Here is an 18,649-nt window from a genome sequence, read left to right as displayed (position 1 = left end):
TAGTGAAAGCATTAGCTTATATATTATCACTCATCAGTGCAATATCCCTTCTCGCTTCTTGTCTTAGCGAGGAGGGATTTGCCACTACACCCAGTGCAAAACTAACTTCTAGTATTGATACACTGTCTCTTGACACTGTTATAGCTGGAGTGCCTACTAATACGTACACTTTTCAAGTATATAACCCTACAGAAGAAAACTTACGAATTACACGTATCTCGCTACAAACAGGTCAGGGTTCACCTTTCAGAGTTAATATTGACGGAACATACTTACGAGAAGAAAAGAATAGCAATTGGGAAATATATGGAAAAGACAGCCTGCGGGTATTTGTTGAACTTACAGTCCCAGAAACCTCATTTGATACCCCTCAAGAGATTGAAGACAAACTGTCTTTTCAACTAGAGAACGGAAATACTCACACAGTCATACTAAAAGCATTTGGACAGCGAGTACTTCGAATTACAACCCCCATTCTAGAAAAGGACTCAGTTTTTCAAAGCGATGTGCCATACCTCATAAGAGATAGTTTGGTAGTACCCGAAGGAAGAACTCTAACCCTAACTGCTGGAACAAGACTCTATTTTCATCCATCCTCAAAGCTTATCGTCTACGGTCGCCTGGTAGCTCAAGGTACAGTTAAGAAAAACATTATTCTTAGAGGAGATAGAATGGGATACATGTTTTCGCAACAGCCATACGATCGTATCCCCGGTCAATGGGGAGGTATAGTATTCAAAAATAAAAGTATCGATAATATCCTAGACTTCTGCGATATACATAGCTCTGACTTTGGTATCAAATGTGATTCTTCTGACATTTCCGCAACAAAACTCACCCTATCAAACTCCATCATTCATAACATAAGCGGAGACGCTCTGATCCTAGACCAATGCAAAACAGAAATTGGCAATTCTCAAATTACAAATGCAGGAGGAAATTGCGTCAGTATCGTTGGCGGCGACAACACTTTCACACATTGTACCATTGGACAGTTTTATTCATTTGTAGGAGGGCGTGGAGTAGCACTAAAAATATCCAATGTCCATGGGGAAATATACTCACCCATTTCAAAAGCCATCTTTAGGAACTGTCTAATTACTGGCTACAACGCAGATGATATCCATATAGAAACTTCTAGAAGGTATACGGAAGAAGAATTAAACTACCAGTTTGATCATTGTCTACTCAATACTCCACAAGTTTCAGATAACCAACGATTTGTTGCATGCGTATTTGAGACTGAACTACCAAAAAAGGAGCGAAATGAAAATCATTTCTGGCCAGCCTTTGATTTCCAGAAGTTACTTTTCCCATTTACGTTGCGAGCCAATTCTCCACTAGAAGGTAAAGCAGATGTCAACTTATCTCGTCAAACTTTTCCCTACGATAGATTAGGCAGAGTCCGAATAATGGATAATTCAGCGGCACCAGGTTGTTACGCTTTTCCCCCTCCCTCAAAGCCCAATAATCAATAGCATCTTCATTTTACTTTCCAATTAACCCACTATATAAGATGAGTTCCCCAAAAACAAATTCACGCCACAAACCACAAGTTTCCAAGGTAGAGGATTCCCTTGGAAGAATACAACCTCAAGAACTAGAATTCGAGAAGTCTGTGCTTGGAGCGTTGCTTCTAGAAAAAGATGCTTATTCACTCATTAGCGATATCTTAACGCCAGAATCTTTCTATGACCCAAGAAACCAAAAGGTCTATAGCGCTATCAGCAAACTTCATGTCGCTCAACATCCTGTAGACATCCTTACAGTCGTTGAACAACTCCGTACTGATGGAACATTTGACGAAGTTGGAGGTGTTGCCTACTTAAGTTCACTGACTCAAAATATCGTTTCTTCTTCACACATCGAATATCACGCTAGAGTTATTGCACAGAAATCAACAGCGCGTGAACTCATCTCATATTCTGCTAACGTACAAGACAAAGCATTTGACCCTACCCAGGATATCGACGAACTCATGCAGGAAGCTGAAGGCTCACTCTTCAAGCTTTCTCAGAAGAAACTCAAAAAGGACTATCAACAAATAGATAGTGTTATTACCGAAGCATACGAGATGCTTCACAAAGCAGCCGAACGCACCGATGGTATGTCAGGTATTGCTTCTGGATTCCACGCACTCGATCGCATGACCTCTGGATGGCAAAACTCCGATTTGGTAATTCTTGCTGCACGTCCCGCTATGGGTAAGACAGCTTTTGCCCTTTCTATGGCCAAAAACATTGCAGTCGACCAGAATATACCTGTAGCATTGTTTTCACTTGAAATGTCTAATGTACAGTTAATCAATCGTGTGATTGTAAACACATGCGAAATCAAAGGTGAAAAAATCAAGAGTGGGCAATTAGAGGCTTATGAGTGGGCACAACTTGACAATAAGATTAAAGATCTTATCGGAAAACCAATGTATGTGGACGATACTCCTTCGTTGTCTGTATTCGAACTACGCACGAAAGCTCGCCGATTAGTTAAAGAGCATGGAGTAAAACTCATAATGATTGACTACTTACAGCTAATGAATGCATCCGGAATGAACTTTGGAAGCCGTCAAGAAGAAGTATCAACCATTAGCCGCTCATTAAAAGGACTAGCTAAAGAGTTGAACATCCCTATTCTAGCCCTTTCTCAGTTGAATCGTGGCGTAGAAAACCGTCCTGGCGGAGAAAACACACTTGACTCTAAACGTCCTCAACTCTCTGACCTTCGTGAATCAGGAGCTATCGAGCAGGACGCAGATATGGTTATCTTCATCCATCGCCCTGATTATTATCGTTTATTTAAAGACGAGAACGGAAACGACCTTCGAGGCAAAGCCGTAATCATCATCGCAAAACACCGTAATGGTGCTGTTGGAGATGTTCTTCTCACCTTTAAAGGACAATATGCTCGATTCGAAAATCCGGACGAGGAAGCTGCAGCACCTCTACCTGGTGAAGATTTTAATGGTACATCAACTGCTGACCCATCTCTGACTGTTGACAGCTATAGCCACAATAACCCATTTGACTCTGCCGCTCCTGAGCCTCCTCTAGCACCTAATGGTTCATTTGTTCCTTTTTGATTCCTAGGCCTAAATAAATTTTCAGATAATCTCAGGATAGAATTCTGAAAATGGGATATTTAAACTACAAATAATGAGAGTTTTGTACGAATTCACCATCATTTCTTCTCTTAAAATGGCGATAAAATACAAGGTTTAGTATAAGAAAAGAGCTAAAAAGTTTGGCTACTTCCTCAGAAGTCGCTATTTTTGTCGAGTAATTCAGCAACTGAAGTTGTCAAAATCGAGTATAATTGCAGTCACAAACCACATCAATACTGCGGTTTTATCGAGAGACAATGCTGGAGTTATCAATAATTCTCTCGAAACAACCAAACATTAATTCAAACCACTAATCTTTATCATCAATGGCAACTACAAATGCTACGGCACCTAAGAGTGCCCCCAAGAAATCTCAGGGTTTCACCGGCATCAAGTCCGGATTCGCAGTAATTATCGTCTGCTTCCTTATCGCTGAGTGTCTTTATGTATTCGGTGCAGGTCACTTGAGCAACTTCCACGCTGAAGGTGCAACAGGTGTTCCCTTCCACTTCTTCCAAGATCAGTCTTACGAACCTGCAGGTATCGTAGGTACTGTGTACAAGGGTGGGTTCATCGTACCTATCATTTGGACTCTCTTCATCACAGTTATTGCTTTGGCAATCGAACGTGCTTTCGCTATTGGCACGGCTAATGGTAAGGGTAACCTCGGTAAGTTCGCAGCAGCTGTTAAGTCTGCTCTTAAGCAAGGTGATCTCGCTAAGGCTGAAGAACTCTGCAACAAGCAACAAGGTTCTGTTGCTAACGTTGTTCTCGCAGCTCTCACTGAGTACAAGAAGCAACAAACTACTGACGTAGAACTTGAAAAGAAGGTGCTCGCTATTCAAAAGACAGTTGAAGAAGCTACAGCTCTGGAAATGCCTATGATGCAAGAAAACCTTCCTATCATCGGTACTATCGTAACTCTCGGTACTCTTATGGGTCTTCTCGGTACGGTAATGGGTATGATCAAGTCATTCTCTGCTATGGCAGGTGGTGAAGGTGGTGCTGACTCTTCTGCACTTTCTGTAGGTATCTCTGAAGCACTTGTAAACACCGCATCTGGTATCGCGACTGGTGCTGCTGCAGTTATCGCTTACAACTACTTCACCAATAAGATCGACCGTCTCACTTTCGCTATCGACGAACTTGGTTTCACTATCGTAGAAACTTTCAAGACCACTCAAAAGTAATCATAAAAAGGTAACAAGACAACATGGGACGTTTTCATGTAAAAAAACAAGACACATTCATCGACATGACACCGATGAGTGACGTCATGGTCCTGCTGCTTACCTTCTTTATGCTTACTGCAACTTTCACCAAGGAAGAACCTGTAAAGGTAAATGTTCCTGGCTCAGTTTCAGAAATTAAGATTCCAGAAAACAATCTTCTCACCATTTTCATCAATCCAGAAGGAAAGGTATTCATGAATATGGATAATCCTAATGGCCAAAAGGCGATGGCGGAGAAATTGATTGAACAGAAGAAATTGAGTCTCACAGATGCACAGCTCAAAGCTTTCTCTGAAGTTCCTACATTTGGTACTCCTTTCAATACCATCGCAGGATGGGTTGACACAGAAGCGTCCAAACGTAACTCACTTCTCCTAGAAAGCCCAGAAGCTGGTATTCCTTGTGATAGTTTGAACAATGAACTCAAAGACTGGGTAACGGCTGCCCGCGAAGCTAATGGCGAGAATATGCGTATCGCTATTAAGGCTGACAAGAGCACGCCTTACAGCACGATCAAGAATGTTATGAACTCCTTGCGCGAGATTCATGAGTCAAGATATAATCTTATCACGACTCTGAAAGGTGGCGAGGACAAATAATCTGATAGAACAAAGTTATGGCACAATTAGATACAGGCGGGAATAGCAATTCCAAGCAAAAGAAAATGAACGCCCGTGTCGACTTCACCCCTATGGTCGACATGATAATGTTGCTCGTGACTTTCTTCATGCTCTGTACTACCCTGCTCAAGCCCCAAACGATGGAAATCACCATGCCTTCGGACAAGGATGATATCAAAAAGGAGCAAAAGAGCCAAGTACAGACCGATGAAGCTATCACGATTATCATTGGCAAAGACAATAAACTCTATTATTTCGAGGGCAAGCCTTCTGAAGCTCAACTTCAAGAAACTACTTATGGCAAAGATGGTATTCGTGCAGTCCTTCTACACAAAAATCAGAAAGCCAAAGTTCAAGTAGATGCTCTAAGACGTAAACTGCAAGCACAATTTACAGGTAACGTTGAACAAGCCAAGAAGAACAAAGAGCAATTCAAAGAAGAGCTCCGCAAAATCAAAAATGCAGATGGTACTCCAACAGCGATTATCAAGCCTATGGACGAGTCCACCTACCTCAATTTGATTGACGTGCTCGACGAAATGCAAAACTGCTACATCGGAAAGTATGTGATCGACAAAGTAAATGATCAAGACAAGAAGATGGTAGAAGAGTTGAACAAAAAGTAAATTCATAAGTAACAGTAATCCCTATGTCAAAAGTCGATATTATTTCGCGCGAATGGTGCGACCTCGTCTTTGAAGGACGTAATAAGAGCTACGGTGCTTATGATTTGCGTTCTAAAGCTGGTAGACGTCACCTCTATGCGATTATTGATATCCTCGTGGGTATTGCAGTCATCGCTGGTTTGATTTTCACCTACGCAAAAGCGAAGGAAGCCATCCAAGCATCTTTGGCAGCAGATACAGAAGCTGTAACTGAATTGTCAGAATTGAAAAAAGATGAGCTGAAGAAAGAAGAACCTAAAGTACAAAAGCAAGAGGAGCAGCCCAAACAAGAGCAGCTTCAAAAAGTTGCAGTTCGTGCATCTGTAGGTTTCACAGTTCCTGACATCGTTGACAAAGTTGACGAGAGCAAAAAAGTGAAGAACCAAGATGAATTGAACCGAAGCAACCTCACCGTTGCATATGGTGACTACGCAGGTGATGCTAATGGTAAGGGTACCATCGACGACCTTCTTAAAGGTCAAGAAGCTGGTGGTGATGCACCACAACAAAAACAGAAGGAAGAAGAAGCTCCTATCCACACTGTAGTAGAACAACCAGCTCAATTCCCCGGTGGTGAAGCTGCTTTGCTTGCATACGTAGCAAAGAACATCAAATACCCAGCTATCGCAGTTGAACAAGAGATCCAAGGTACTGTACAACTTCGCTTTGTAGTAGAAGCAAATGGTTCTATTGGTGATGTTCAAGTTGTGAAATCTCTCGAATCACACTGCGATAAGGAAGCGGTTCGCGTGGTAAAATCATTACCTCGTTTCATTCCTGGTAAGCAACAAGGTCGCCCCGTACGTGTATGGTTCAACCTTCCCGTACGCTACTCTATCCAGAACTAAACATCAGTTGTAGTTATAGTTATCACAACTGTATTTCAACAACCTGCGTCTTAGGCCTCGGCCGTGAGGCGCAGGTTTGTTCTTTTTCTCAATATTTATTAGGGTATGTGCTATCTTTGTATTTCTTACTTCTTCTGAAAAGTTCGCACAACCTTTCCCTTTACTGACGTTTTCCCAAAGCTATGTAAATATAAGTCGAACAATCTATAACAGACTCCTAATACAATGGTATTATACAAGCTTTGTATCTGGAAGTTCTTCGCCAGTAAGTAACGTATTTTTTAATTCACATATAAAACCCTCATAGTATGCGAAAACTTCTCTTTCCACTGCTAGCACTAGCCTTATTGGTTAGTTGTGGCACTAATCCAAAGAAAGCCAATGCCTACCTACACGAAGATGATGTAAGGTTCGCAGCAGATGTTAGTTTTCAACCCATCCTCGAAGAACTATCCGAATTATACGGACTCCGTAAACCAGAAGCTGTGATGCAGCCTGTATATTGTAGCGAAGATTCTGCCATTCGTTTATTGCTTGCTGATAGTGTGCGTATGGCTGTGACAACTCGACCATTAAATGAAAAGGAGAAAACCATCGTCCAACAACACAATCTTCCTCTGCTTCAATCAAAACTTGCATATGATGCCTTTGCTCTCATTGTCAACAAACAAAATTCAGATACGGTAATCAATGTCAATGAACTACGTCAAATTATTCAAGGCAAAATCACTCGATGGGAACAACTCGAGATGGGAACCAAAAAGGGAGAACTAAATCTCGTCTTTGATGCCTCAGGTTCAAGTACTGTTCGATACATGAAAGATAGCCTCAACGGAGGAAAAGATCTTCAAGGGAACGTATTCGCTCAAGGAAGCAATATGAAGGTTATCCAAACAGTAAAAGAGAATCCTAATACAATCGGTGTCGTTTCAACAGACTGGTTGAGAGTTTACCAGGGCGATACCACAGCATTACAAACCTTCTATGGTCTCGATGTACGCGTTATGTTAGTTGGTAAAGTTGGTAAAGCAAAAGCAGACTGGCAACGTCCTTATCAGTATTACATCGCTACTGGAGAATATCCCTTGGTTCGTACAGTCTGGGAAATTGTAACCGATCCACGCACACGAAGCACGATGCGTTCTTTTTACTTTTTCTTGAAAGACAATGACGGTCAACGTGTCATCAATAGTAGCTCTCAACTGCTAACACGCAATCAAGTTCAGATTAAGGAAGTAATGATAAAAGATTAAACTTCGTTTCTGTAATAACTTTCACACGAAAACAAATCCCGCTTCTGATTAAACAGAAGCGGGATTTGTAATATTCTGCCCCCCTCACCCTTTTGGGAGAAGACACATGCAAATTATTCATTGACATCCCCTATAATTGCTATCCGGTAGCCTGAGGTTACGCGAGAGGGAATTCCTTACAACAACAAATAATATAAAAGAAAGGAGCATCCTATCAATACAATCGAAAGAACACTCCTACAAACTAGAAATGTTGTGCGGTAAGCAGCCATCTATTTGAAAGTGACAACAACGTATTCGCTTTGAGTGCCAATGCGAAACTTTGCCCCCCAAATGCCTAATCCAGAACTTACATAATAAGTTGTGGCATTACGTCTAGAAAGCCCATAAGCATTTTCATACATAGCTTGTGTCACCCAGTTTCCAGGCCAAACTTGTCCATAATGAGTATGTCCTGCAAATTCTAAATCGACTCCATTTACTTCAGCTTCCTCTAAATTATAAGGTTGGTGGTCTAAATCAATGATGTACTTAGATCGATCAATTCCATCCATTAGTTGTGCCAATGTCATACGATTAACATTAGTTCTGTCGTCTCTGCCAACTATAGCAAAGTTTCCGAAATAAGCCACTTCATCTTTAAGAAGCTGAATTCCTGCTCTTTCGCAAAACTTACGATCCGCTGCAACTCCTGTGTAATAATCATGATTGCCATAAATAGCATAGACGGGAAAACCTAGTTTTTTGAATTCTTCTTCAGCACCTTCTTCATTAACAGGTTTGATAGTTCTATCTATCAAATCACCTGCAATTAAAAGAGCATCGGGCTTTTCAGCTTTGATTTGTTCCAGCCAACGGTGAAGATCACGACGTCGATTATGATACCCCAAATGAAGATCACTAACTAATACTAGCTTCTTTGGTTCTTTAATCTTACCCTTACCATCAAGCACAAGTTCTACTCGTTTTTTATCCTCATAATGATAACGTGCGTAAGCAAACAAACCTAAGAGAAGACCACCAAGCAAAGCCGCTCCTATATAGCTCTGCTGAATATATTGCTTAGGTATCCATGATAACCATCCACCTACATGAATCACTGCAAAAAGTATAAACATATAAAGCAGAACAATAAGCCATGAAGTACCAACATTGTAGCTAATGGTGGCTAATTCTAATGGAAGTTTGTCAAGCCAACCACTCATTGCGACAAAAAACAACAAGAAAGCTAAAGTCATCAGCGTGATAGTTATAATCTTCAACCACAAAATGTCGGGTAGAATCTGCCAAACTCCATAGGAGATGTATAATTGTCCGACTATAGGCAAGAGCATGAAAAGGAAGGCAATGGGAGGAATATTCATACGTCTATATATTTTGTTCTTGATATATTTTTTACTTCTATCTTTCAGTCCTTGCTGTGTAAATTCGCACACAAACTTTGTCCTAGTTAATGAGCAAAGATTATGCCAATAAAACCATAATATGCCTCTTTCAAGTACTGAGAAAAAGCCTCTAATCAGCGAAAAGAGCTTCGGGCGCAATCTGCCTAAAATTATCTACCAACATATCATACAACTTGGAGTTCTCATGGTTTGTCAAAACTTCACGAGACAAAGAGGTTGCTAATGCAACAACTTGCGCTCCGCTATCACGTCCTGCCTTAAGCCCATTAATACTGTCTTCGAAGATGACACATTTTTCTGGAGCTACCTCTAAAACTTTAGCCGCATTCAGATAACAATCTGGCATTGGCTTGGAGTGTTGTACATGTTCAGCTGTAAAAATCTTAGAGAAATAGCTAGAAAATTCAGGGTGCTCAGCATAGACTTGTTTCATCTTTTCTTTATTACTACTGGTCACTACAGCACATCGCACGTGCATCTCTTGTAATCGCTTGAGAAAGGGGAGGACACTTTCAAAAATCGGATAATGCATCTCTTTCTCAAAAGCATTAAGACGACAAGTCATTTCCTTTTGCAAAGACTCTAAGCCAGGAAAATAAGTCTGGTAGATCTGCCCTAACGACATACCTTTGATGTCTTGCGCAAAACTTGGTTGTTCTGGCAAAAAGTCCTGACCTATCTTTCGCCAAAAAGATTCATATTGACCTTCGGTATCAATGAGTACACCATCTAAATCAAAGAGAGCAACTTTCATCTGTAGTACAATTGTTTATGAAAAGAATGAGGAATAAGGAACGATAGAAACGATTTCTATTCGTACGGCAAGAAATGCATAAGATGCGGTAGGTATAAAATAAAAATTGATTGTCTCCCGACAACCAATCTTCTTTTAACCTTAAATCTAATACCATGAAAACATTGCAAAGGTACAGCCTTTCTATATTTCTTCCAAACAAAATGATGAGAAATCTGTTGTTTTTCTTGTTGTTTGGTTGAAGATGATAGGTCTACTTACCAATTATATAGTGTATAGCTATTATTGATTAGAAGTTTATGCAAAGTCTACAATTGAATTATTTGTGAGCAATGCTCTAGCACAGCAGCCCGATGCGTGACAAATATCATGGTCTTGCCCTTACAGCTCGACACTAAGCGTTCAATAACCAGCTTTTCAGTAGCGATGTCTAGAGCAGAGGTACTTTCATCAAAAATTAATATCGGACAAGGACGAAGTAGAGCACGAGCTATACAAATACGCTGGGCCTGCCCTTCTGACAATCCCCCTCCAAATTCCTGACAAGCTGTATCCAAGCCTTGGGGAAAAGCAAAAGCAAAATCTGCAGCAGCCACAAACAATGCATCATTCATTTCCTCCTCTGTAGCTGTAGAATTAGCCAAAAGAAGATTTTCACGAATTGTTCCTGAGAGTAAGGTGTTGCCTTGTGGTACGTAGGCAATAGCTTCTCTACCTAAGAAGCCATAAGGACATCTTTGATCCTGCAAACACCACTCAACCGCACCCTTTTGGGGAGTAATGAGTCCCAATAGCAAACGAATGAGCGTAGTCTTCCCTGATCCTGTCTCCCCTAAAATAGCAGTTATACTACCTTGTGGAAATTTACAGCAGAAATCAGTCAAGACCATGCGAGCATCCGGAGCATACTGGTAATGAACATTAGATAGACATAAACAGAAATCTGCCTCCCCTTTCCTTATTTGTTGCTTGATAATGGTTGGCTCATCGCTTTCTTCTGTGTTTAATTCCTTACCATATACATCTAATGATAAACCTTCCAAAGTAGAGACGCGTTCGAAGGCTATATGGCCTTGTATAAGCGCATTGACATATTGAGACAAGTTCTTCAATGGTGACTGCACTCGTGCCACCAATTGCACATACGCCATAAGTGCACCATAAGTAATCCATTGATTTTGCAAGCCTACAACTCCCCAAACAAAAACGACTAAATAGGTCAAATCAAAACCTAAACGCATCAGAAGAAAGGGACGAATAGAAAATTTCAATCTACGCTTAATCTTTTCTTCCAAAATAGTTTGAGCAGAGTCTAACCTCTGTCTGATCACCTCATATGCATGATTTGTCTTAATCACAAGAAGGTGTTGTGTAGCTTCTTGATATCTAGATAAAACGTCTGTATCTTGTTCACGAACATCACGAGTTAGTTCGCGCTGTTTCTTAATATATAAACGACGGAGCAAAAAGACCAAAGGAGTTATTACGAGTAAACAAAGAGCGAGTTTATAGTCTAAGAAACAAAGATAAACGAAAGCCCCAGTGAGCTGAAACAGCATCATGAATACAGCAGGGAATGTATTTACAGTCATTCCTACCAAATAATCAACATCTTTGGAGATTCTACTTTGCACATCTCCGCTATGATATTGTTGTAGTTGCTGCCAATCACTAGACATCAAAGTATTAAAGAGAGACATACGCATATCCTTCTCTGTTTTTGTGAAAAGCAATGTACTCAACCAATTCCCCACAAAACTAAGTGTGCGTTCTAGAACAGTACCCACTACATAAAAAAACAAGATAAGCACAAGATTCCCTGTTTGAGCACCTGTTGCAATGTCAATGGCTGTTTTGAATAGATAAACAAAACACAGACTTAAGACCACTCCTATTGTACCAAGGATGAGATTTAGGATATTCCACCAACGATAAGTCAGCCAATACCGCTTCATCCAAACTATAAAATGCCAATAGGACAGGAAGTCTAGTTTCATTGTTATACTAGTAAATCTTATAAAACAAGGTAGTGGTTCTCCAGTATAAGCAGTCTGGAGGTAGTACGCAGTAACTTTTTATCCACGGATGTCTTCTCCCCACATCATCTTCTTATTCAAAGCGCGGAAAAAAGAATTAGGATGTAGATGCACCACGGACACATTATAACTAGCCTTTGCCAATGTCACTTCGGTGTCTGTCGAAAAACTTTGGCTACGCCCATCAATCGATAACAAAAAACGCTCTGTGCGACTGTGCACCTTCAGTTTTATTTGTACGTCATCGCGAAGTACAATAGGACGCATCGTTAAACTATGTGGTGCCACTGGTGAAAGACAAAAGGCTGCTGACTGAGGATCTAGCACAGGACCACCTACAGACAAAGAATAGGCTGTGGAACCAGTCGGGGTACTTATCACGAGTCCATCGGCAACATATTTAGTAAGCAATTCGCCATCTACTCGCGTTTCAACATCTATAAGAGAAGCATTATCATGCTTTAAAAGGGCAACATCATTGAGAGCGAAGGGATAGGTCTCAATCTCTTCACCCAACGTCTTTACTTCTATCAGACTACGCTCATTAATATAGTAATTTCCCTCTGTGATATGCTCTAAGGCCTCATTCAAAATTTCAGGAGTCACTTCAGCCAAAAAACCTAATCTTCCAAGATTTACACCAAGGATGGGAATCGGACTATTGCGTAGACGCTCTGCAGTATATAGAAAGGTGCCATCACCTCCTATCGAAATAGCAAGATTTGCTTGACAATCTCCCAAAGAAAAGCTGTGCACATGCGCAGTAGCATCAGGAGCATGTTCATGCAACAAAGACATAAAATCCTCTGTCACAAGAACATCTAGACCAAGATGTTGTAACTTGTGAATAATCTGAAGAGCACAGTTGAGTTTATCTGTGTTATAACTCTTGCCAAATAAGGCAATTCTTTGAGGAGAACAGTGCATAATAATTTGTAAATTGCCGCATTTCACCCCGTAGGATGCGCATTATTTGAAACATTTTCGTAATTTCGCGACATAAATGAGGAAGGGAGTTCCTTGCTTCTTTGAGCAAAATTACAGTATTCTCCTCATTATACCAAGCATTTATGACGAAACTGAGCGTAAATATCAATAAATTTGCTACATTACGTAATGCACGTGGTGGCAACAATCCCGATTTACTACAAGTGGCTCGAGATTGCGAACAATTTGGAGGACAAGGCATCACTGTACATCCGAGACCTGATGAGCGACATATTCGCCGCTCTGATGTACTTGAGCTGAAAAAATGCATCAACACAGAGTTCAATATTGAGGGATATCCAAGTGAAGACTTCATCGCTCTCGTCTGTGCTGTTAAACCTGCGCAAGTGACGCTCGTGCCTGATGCTCCAGACCAACTCACTTCCAATGCTGGCTGGAACACTAAGGAGAAAGCCGACTTTCTCACCCCTATTATTGCCCGTTTTCACGAAGCAAATGTGAGAGTCTCTATTTTTATAGATCCAGACAAGGAAATGGCTGATTATGCCCTTCGTTGCGGAGCCGACCGAATAGAACTTTACACAGAGCCATACGCTTCAAACTATAAGGTCAATCGTCAAGAAGCCATCGCGCCCTATGTTGATTGTGCCCATCACTGCCGCAACATCGGACTAGGCATCAATGCAGGTCATGATTTGAGCTTGGAAAACCTTGCCTACTTCTCTCTGCAGATACCCTTTCTCGATGAAGTGAGCATTGGTCATGCCCTCGTGTGCGATGCACTCTACCTTGGCTTAGAACAGACCATAAAGGCATATCTTAAGTGCCTTACCCCTTTGGCTCAGTAAGAAGAAACCTAACATGTGAATATTAGCCTCACAGATATAGAATTAACCTCGTGTGCTCGCGCACGATTTGCAAACAAGATTAAAGATATATGTTACACATATTTTTGGCTGATGGTTTTGAAGAAATTGAAGCACTAACAACGATAGATATTCTCAGACGATGTGGTCTGGAGGTACAAATTGTATCCGTCGCCGGCACCAGACTTATCCATGGCTCACATGATATGTCAATTATGGCGGAAACCGTATTCCGTAAAAGTGAAATCTATAAGAGCAATGGTATCATTCTTCCGGGTGGTATGCCAGGGGCACGCAACCTTCTTATTCACGAAGGTTTAAGAAAGGCACTACTCTACCACCACGATTGCAAAAATCTCATTGCAGCCATCTGTGCAGCACCTATGGTATTGGGTAAACATGGCATTTTGAAACAACGCCGTGCAACTTGCTATCCAGGTTTTGAACAAGAGCTTGAAGGAGCAGAACTGGTTAGTGATTTGGTGGTTGAAGATGGACATATCATCACTGCAAAAGGCCCAAGAGCTGCTGCAGAGTTTGCCTTTGCCATTGCCGCTCGCTTTGTAGACGCCACGACTGTTGCCCGGGTCAAAGCTGACATGCTTTTTCTCTAATCAAAACTTACTTTGCAGTTTCCCACAATCAAAAGAATTTCCTCATTATGAAGTACCTCATTTGTTCGGACATCCATGGATCACTTCCAGTGCTTGAGAAATTACTTGAGCACTATGACAATATGCAGTGCGAACAGTTCCTTTTTGTTGGGGATTTGCTTAACTATGGTCCGCGGAATCGTATTCCCGAAGGGATTGATCCCCAAGGTATCGTAAAACGTCTTAACACCATAGCTGATAGTATCATTGCCGTGCGCGGAAACTGTGATAGTGAAGTAGACCAAATGCTTTGCGACTTTGATTTAATGGGAGACTATGCTTGGGTTGTAGACAACGGCACACGCATTTTCCTTACACACGGTCATGTTTATGGGGAAAAACATTTGCCTCGAGCAAAATTTGATGTCCTATTTAATGGACACACACATCTTCCTCACATCACGCGCATGGAAAATGGTTCGGTGTTGGTCAACACAGGTAGTCCAACATTCCCCAAAGGTGGTAATCCTCCCACATTTGTCACCTACGAAGATGGTCTAATCTCGCTCTATCATTTGGATGGTACATTATTAGATTGCATGCAAATCTAGCTAATTACATCATCAGACTTCTAAGCAGGCATAAACAATCACAGACAAAAATGAAGATAGTCTCTCCTCTCTCCTATCGCATCATTGCATTAGACTTAGATGGCACCCTAACCAACAGCCAAAAAGTCATCACTCCACGCACTTTTAAAGCACTGATGCGAGCACAACACGAGGGAGTTCGCATAGTATTAGCCTCTGGACGACCCACTTACGGTATTTCTTCTTTAGCGAAACAATTACAAATAGCTAAATTCGGTGGATTTGTACTTTCTTATAATGGAGGAAGAATTATAGACTGGAGAACAGAGAAAGCTATATACAGCCAAACTGTTGATGCTGATCTAGTTCCAACCTTGTATACCTTTGCAGAAAGTGCAAAACTACCTATTGTCACCTATCAGTCAAACGCTATCTTAGCCAGTTTCAACGAAGGAGAATATTTAGCGGAAGAAGCACGCATCAACGGAATGCCAGTCGTCGTAGCTGAAAATTTCGTAGCTGAAGCAAGCGCTATTCAAGGAGGTGCCACCAAGTTTCTTATTCCAGGAGAACCTCAACTCCTTGTTGACTTAGAAGCTAAGATGAAAGAAGTGCTTTCCAACCGTATGGAGATATTCCGTTCTGCTCCTTTCTTTCTAGAACTCACCCCAAAAGGCATCGATAAAGCGCAGTCTCTTCAGCGTCTCTTAGCTCATTTAGGCATGAAGCGTGAAGATCTAATGGCTTTTGGAGATGGTTTCAATGATCTCTCCATGCTGGAATACGCTGGTATGGGCGTTGCTATGGGAAATGCTGTCGATGAAGTCAAAGCAATTGCCGATTTCATCACTATTTCTAACGACGAAGACGGCATTGCTATCGCATTGGAGCAACTCCTTTATCCCAACGATAAGCAAGAATAAGTACGAAACAAATGAATCGGCTGGGTTTTATGATGAAACTCAGCCGATTTGCATATCTTTCTCCACAAGAATAGCAAATCCCAACATCCCTTCAACAGATAGTCAAAGACTCTCTTCTTTAGAGACATAAGCATAGCCCTTAACAAGGGCTAAATCACTGACTCTAGATTCAACGTAACTTTGATCACAGTCCGCAAAACAGGCAAGCATTAAAAGAAAACTTCACAATTTGAACACCGTTATTTAACGTAGAAATTGAAGTCCAGAAGCTCCTGTACATGATTTCTCACTTCATGGAAGAGTTCATTGAGGGACAGAAGAACGGTTGCGGAGATTATCTCGGAGATAATTGCAAAAACGTCCGACGTTTTTCAAATTTTCTCCGACGAAATTGCAAAGTTCTCCGACGTTTTACAAGCAATTATAGTAGAAATAGAGAGACAAACTCTGATAAAATACGAGTTTATTAATGACGAGTTCATATTTTCGTCGAGTTTGACCTTCAAAATCACTTCATGTTGAAACTTCTTCAAGCTATTTCAATGAAAACTCATGCTTTTTTGAGCCTTCAGATTTAACACTTCCCCCTCCACTAAACACTAGTACTTATAAGCACTCAAATACAATGATTAAACTCAAGCTACTATTGCGCACTTGGATGCTTGCCATAGCCATATTATTAGGCGTATTGCTCTATTTTCTAGGAGACAATTATCTCCCCAATCCTGCCGCAAAGACGATGGCAATGCACTGGATTAAGACGCTGCAGCCTATTCTTATTTTTGTCATGCTAATGATCACATTCTGCAAAGTAGAACCCCGCAGTTTGCGCTTGACTTCTTGGCATGGCTATTTGCTAATCCTGCAAACGCTAGGGTTTTCTATTGCAGCGATGTTCATTATAGGAGCTAACCCCACCTATCGTCCTATAGCGGAAGGCGCTCTACTGTGCTTCATTTGTCCAACAGCAACTTCTGCAGCTGTTGTTACCGACAAACTGAAAGGTGATGTTGCAGGAGTGATTTCCTACACCATCTTAGCTAATATGCTGGCAGCACTACTGCTCCCCACAGTGGTAAGTTTGATGATTCCCTCACAAATTGGATTTTTAACTTCCTTGTGGAGCATCATGGCAAAAGTTTTCCCGATGCTCATCTTTCCTTTTTTTGTAGCATGGGGAATTAGGACTTACTTTCCTCAGATATTAAAACAAATTCTTGCAGTAAAAGACTTAGCCTTCCACATTTGGGCTATTTGTCTTACGCTTGCCATCACAACAAGTACTCATGCCCTAATGCATAGTGTAGCCCCCTTCTCCACTCTACTCTCCATTTGTCTCGTGAGTCTTGTGAGTTGCGCATTACAATTCGGAATTGGTCGCATAATTGGTCGTAAGCACCACAGTCTAGTTGCAGCGTCTCAAGCTATAGGTCAGAAAAATACCGTCTTTGCTATTTGGGCAGGTTTCACCTTCTTTGACCCTCTATCTTCCTTAGCTGGAGGGTTCTACAGTATCTTTCATAACCTTTGGAATAGCTATCAATTGTCTCAACAAGCCAGAAGCGAACAACGTGGCTAAAATGTCAAGTTATGATATTTGGTAGAACGCAAAAAATATAGTAACTTTGCTTTGTCTTAGCCCAATGCTTCTTGCAAAATGAATGAAATCACTTGTTGAGCGTTCACAGACTCCGTGGCGGTTATCATTCATCATCCAACATACTAGCTGAGATAGCACCCAATATATTATATTCCTCTCTATCCGCTTCCTCCATCTCACGATTTCTCCCTATGATTGAAAAGCATTTCTTCTTAGAAGATGCAGATCCCGCCATTTTCTTTGGTGCTGGCAATGCCAACCTGCGCTTGGTTCGCGCTTTGCGTCCCAAACTACGCATTATGGGGCGAGACAATGTGCTGAAAGTAATGGGAGCAGAAGAAGATATGGCTGAATTTGAAGAGAGCTTTAAGCGTCTTCAACAATACTGTGTGCTACACAATCAGCTAGATGAGGAGCAAGTGATTCAGATTCTCAAGAATACCGCTGAACAGGCTGACCATAGAGACAACGAGACTATTGTGTACTCTATGGGGGGAAAACCTATTGTTCCAAGAAGTACTAATCAGCGCAAAGTGGTTGAGGCTTACAACAAGAATGATATGCTCTTTATTTCTGGTCCCGCTGGCTCAGGAAAGACTTTTCTTGCGATAGCCTTGGCTGTTCGTGCTCTAAAGAACAAAGAAGTAAAGAAAATCATTTTGAGTCGCCCAGCTGTGGAAGCAGGAGAAAAACTTGGTTTCTTGCCAGGCGATATGAAAGATAAGATTGACCCTTACCTTCAACCACTTTATGATGCCCTTCAAGAGATGCTTCCTGCCATGAAATTGCAGGAATATATAGAGAATCGCGTCATACAAATTGCGCCATTGGCATTCATGCGTGGCCGTACGCTCAATGACGCTGTGGTGATTTTGGATGAAGCCCAGAACACGACAACAGCGCAAATCAAGATGTTCCTGACTCGTATGGGTTGGAATACTAAAATGATGGTAACTGGTGACCCTACACAAATAGACCTTGCGCCCTCTCAACGCAGTGGTCTTATTGAGGCAAGCCGCATTCTCCGTGACGTTAAAGGTATTGCCTTCATTGATATGCAACAGGAAGACATCGTGCGCCACAAGTTGGTGAGCCGAATCGTGGCTGCTTATGACAAAGATGCTGCCGCGCGTAAAATTAAATCAACAGAAAAAGAAGCACCTACACAAAGTGAAGCAAAAGAAGACTGAACTCTCAGTCTTTGAAGCACCCTTG

At 41.4% G+C, this 18,649-nt stretch carries 17 protein-coding genes; 13 read left to right on the top strand and 4 right to left on the bottom strand.

The window, feature by feature from the left end; all coding sequences use genetic code 11:
- The first annotated feature begins 2 nt into the window (after nucleotides 1-2).
- From BQ2633_RS01095 to BQ2633_RS01065, 7 genes are all read left to right on the top strand, one after another.
- Nucleotides 3-1,478, top strand: coding sequence for a right-handed parallel beta-helix repeat-containing protein (locus BQ2633_RS01095; protein ID WP_075564626.1), 1,476 nt, complete (start codon nucleotides 3-5; stop codon nucleotides 1,476-1,478).
- A gap of 38 nt (nucleotides 1,479-1,516) precedes the next feature.
- Nucleotides 1,517-3,079: a replicative DNA helicase gene (gene dnaB / locus BQ2633_RS01090; RefSeq protein WP_075564625.1), complete on the top strand. Its 1,563-nt coding sequence runs from the start codon at nucleotides 1,517-1,519 to the stop codon at nucleotides 3,077-3,079.
- Between the two features lie 347 nt (nucleotides 3,080-3,426).
- On the top strand, nucleotides 3,427-4,290 hold the full coding sequence (locus BQ2633_RS01085) for a MotA/TolQ/ExbB proton channel family protein (protein WP_075564624.1): 864 nt from the start codon (nucleotides 3,427-3,429) through the stop codon (nucleotides 4,288-4,290).
- Nucleotides 4,291-4,313: 23 nt separating this feature from the next.
- Complete coding sequence (locus BQ2633_RS01080) at nucleotides 4,314-4,931, top strand: ExbD/TolR family protein (RefSeq protein ID WP_075564623.1); 618 nt, start codon at nucleotides 4,314-4,316, stop codon at nucleotides 4,929-4,931.
- Between the two features lie 17 nt (nucleotides 4,932-4,948).
- Entirely contained in the window at nucleotides 4,949-5,578 is a 630-nt protein-coding gene (locus tag BQ2633_RS01075) for an ExbD/TolR family protein (protein ID WP_075564622.1), read from the top strand.
- A 23-nt stretch (nucleotides 5,579-5,601) separates the two neighbouring features.
- The gene (locus BQ2633_RS01070) at nucleotides 5,602-6,465 is read left to right on the top strand and encodes an energy transducer TonB (RefSeq protein WP_075564621.1); all 864 of its coding nucleotides are present in this window, start codon (nucleotides 5,602-5,604) and stop codon (nucleotides 6,463-6,465) included.
- 308 nt (nucleotides 6,466-6,773) lie between these two features.
- Entirely contained in the window at nucleotides 6,774-7,718 is a 945-nt protein-coding gene (locus BQ2633_RS01065; RefSeq protein ID WP_075564620.1) for a PstS family phosphate ABC transporter substrate-binding protein, read from the top strand.
- Between the two features lie 272 nt (nucleotides 7,719-7,990).
- Here BQ2633_RS01065 and BQ2633_RS01060 read toward each other — a convergent pair whose 3' ends face one another.
- From BQ2633_RS01060 to BQ2633_RS01045, 4 genes are all read right to left on the bottom strand, one after another.
- Nucleotides 7,991-9,082 carry a metallophosphoesterase gene (locus tag BQ2633_RS01060; RefSeq protein ID WP_075564619.1) on the bottom strand — a complete coding sequence of 364 codons (1,092 nt, stop codon included), beginning with the start codon at nucleotides 9,080-9,082 and terminating at the stop codon, nucleotides 7,991-7,993.
- Between the two features lie 151 nt (nucleotides 9,083-9,233).
- On the bottom strand, nucleotides 9,234-9,878 hold the full coding sequence (locus tag BQ2633_RS01055) for an HAD family hydrolase (protein WP_075564618.1): 645 nt from the start codon (nucleotides 9,876-9,878) through the stop codon (nucleotides 9,234-9,236).
- Between the two features lie 308 nt (nucleotides 9,879-10,186).
- Complete coding sequence (locus BQ2633_RS01050; RefSeq protein WP_083233883.1) at nucleotides 10,187-11,875, bottom strand: ABC transporter ATP-binding protein; 1,689 nt, start codon at nucleotides 11,873-11,875, stop codon at nucleotides 10,187-10,189.
- A 78-nt stretch (nucleotides 11,876-11,953) separates the two neighbouring features.
- Entirely contained in the window at nucleotides 11,954-12,868 is a 915-nt protein-coding gene (locus BQ2633_RS01045; RefSeq protein WP_346047909.1) for an NAD kinase, read from the bottom strand.
- A gap of 116 nt (nucleotides 12,869-12,984) precedes the next feature.
- Between BQ2633_RS01045 and BQ2633_RS01040 the strand changes: the two genes are divergently transcribed.
- The 6 genes from BQ2633_RS01040 (at nucleotide 12,985) to BQ2633_RS01010 (ending at nucleotide 18,624) form a co-directional block, all read left to right on the top strand.
- Nucleotides 12,985-13,710 (top strand): pyridoxine 5'-phosphate synthase, encoded by a 726-nt coding sequence (locus tag BQ2633_RS01040; protein ID WP_075564616.1) that lies wholly within the window; start codon nucleotides 12,985-12,987, stop codon nucleotides 13,708-13,710.
- A gap of 89 nt (nucleotides 13,711-13,799) precedes the next feature.
- On the top strand, nucleotides 13,800-14,342 hold the full coding sequence (locus tag BQ2633_RS01035; RefSeq protein WP_075564615.1) for a DJ-1 family glyoxalase III: 543 nt from the start codon (nucleotides 13,800-13,802) through the stop codon (nucleotides 14,340-14,342).
- A gap of 47 nt (nucleotides 14,343-14,389) precedes the next feature.
- Nucleotides 14,390-14,932, top strand: a complete 543-nt coding sequence (gene yfcE / locus BQ2633_RS01030) for a phosphodiesterase (RefSeq protein ID WP_075564614.1) — start codon at nucleotides 14,390-14,392, stop codon at nucleotides 14,930-14,932.
- Nucleotides 14,933-14,982: 50 nt separating this feature from the next.
- Nucleotides 14,983-15,834, top strand: coding sequence for a Cof-type HAD-IIB family hydrolase (locus BQ2633_RS01025; protein ID WP_075564613.1), 852 nt, complete (start codon nucleotides 14,983-14,985; stop codon nucleotides 15,832-15,834).
- Between the two features lie 625 nt (nucleotides 15,835-16,459).
- On the top strand, nucleotides 16,460-17,413 hold the full coding sequence (locus tag BQ2633_RS01015) for a hypothetical protein (protein WP_075564611.1): 954 nt from the start codon (nucleotides 16,460-16,462) through the stop codon (nucleotides 17,411-17,413).
- 212 nt (nucleotides 17,414-17,625) lie between these two features.
- Nucleotides 17,626-18,624 carry a PhoH family protein gene (locus BQ2633_RS01010; RefSeq protein ID WP_075564610.1) on the top strand — a complete coding sequence of 333 codons (999 nt, stop codon included), beginning with the start codon at nucleotides 17,626-17,628 and terminating at the stop codon, nucleotides 18,622-18,624.
- The last annotated feature ends 25 nt before the right edge of the window (nucleotides 18,625-18,649 follow it).

Origin of the sequence: Ihuprevotella massiliensis, from assembly GCA_900095835.1 — a bacterium.
GTDB lineage: Bacteria > Bacteroidota > Bacteroidia > Bacteroidales > Bacteroidaceae > Alloprevotella > Alloprevotella massiliensis.
Note: the sequence above shows the minus strand (reverse complement) of the source record. Positions and strands in the feature narration are given on the sequence as shown.

What these genes read in the sequence shown, in the direction of transcription:
- BQ2633_RS01035 (WP_075564615.1), top strand. Translation starts at nt 13,800, where the DNA reads ATGTTACACATATTTTTGGCTGATGGTTTTGAAGAAATTGAAGCACTA.
- BQ2633_RS01075 (WP_075564622.1), top strand. Translation starts at nt 4,949, where the DNA reads ATGGCACAATTAGATACAGGCGGGAATAGCAATTCCAAGCAAAAGAAA.
- yfcE (WP_075564614.1), top strand. Translation starts at nt 14,390, where the DNA reads ATGAAGTACCTCATTTGTTCGGACATCCATGGATCACTTCCAGTGCTT.
- BQ2633_RS01070 (WP_075564621.1), top strand. Translation starts at nt 5,602, where the DNA reads ATGTCAAAAGTCGATATTATTTCGCGCGAATGGTGCGACCTCGTCTTT.
- BQ2633_RS01040 (WP_075564616.1), top strand. Translation starts at nt 12,985, where the DNA reads ATGACGAAACTGAGCGTAAATATCAATAAATTTGCTACATTACGTAAT.
- BQ2633_RS01085 (WP_075564624.1), top strand. Translation starts at nt 3,427, where the DNA reads ATGGCAACTACAAATGCTACGGCACCTAAGAGTGCCCCCAAGAAATCT.
- BQ2633_RS01080 (WP_075564623.1), top strand. Translation starts at nt 4,314, where the DNA reads ATGGGACGTTTTCATGTAAAAAAACAAGACACATTCATCGACATGACA.
- BQ2633_RS01055 (WP_075564618.1), bottom strand. Translation starts at nt 9,878, where the DNA reads ATGAAAGTTGCTCTCTTTGATTTAGATGGTGTACTCATTGATACCGAA.
- BQ2633_RS01025 (WP_075564613.1), top strand. Translation starts at nt 14,983, where the DNA reads ATGAAGATAGTCTCTCCTCTCTCCTATCGCATCATTGCATTAGACTTA.
- BQ2633_RS01050 (WP_083233883.1), bottom strand. Translation starts at nt 11,875, where the DNA reads ATGAAACTAGACTTCCTGTCCTATTGGCATTTTATAGTTTGGATGAAG.
- dnaB (WP_075564625.1), top strand. Translation starts at nt 1,517, where the DNA reads ATGAGTTCCCCAAAAACAAATTCACGCCACAAACCACAAGTTTCCAAG.
- BQ2633_RS01060 (WP_075564619.1), bottom strand. Translation starts at nt 9,082, where the DNA reads ATGAATATTCCTCCCATTGCCTTCCTTTTCATGCTCTTGCCTATAGTC.
- BQ2633_RS01065 (WP_075564620.1), top strand. Translation starts at nt 6,774, where the DNA reads ATGCGAAAACTTCTCTTTCCACTGCTAGCACTAGCCTTATTGGTTAGT.
- BQ2633_RS01015 (WP_075564611.1), top strand. Translation starts at nt 16,460, where the DNA reads ATGATTAAACTCAAGCTACTATTGCGCACTTGGATGCTTGCCATAGCC.
- BQ2633_RS01010 (WP_075564610.1), top strand. Translation starts at nt 17,626, where the DNA reads ATGATTGAAAAGCATTTCTTCTTAGAAGATGCAGATCCCGCCATTTTC.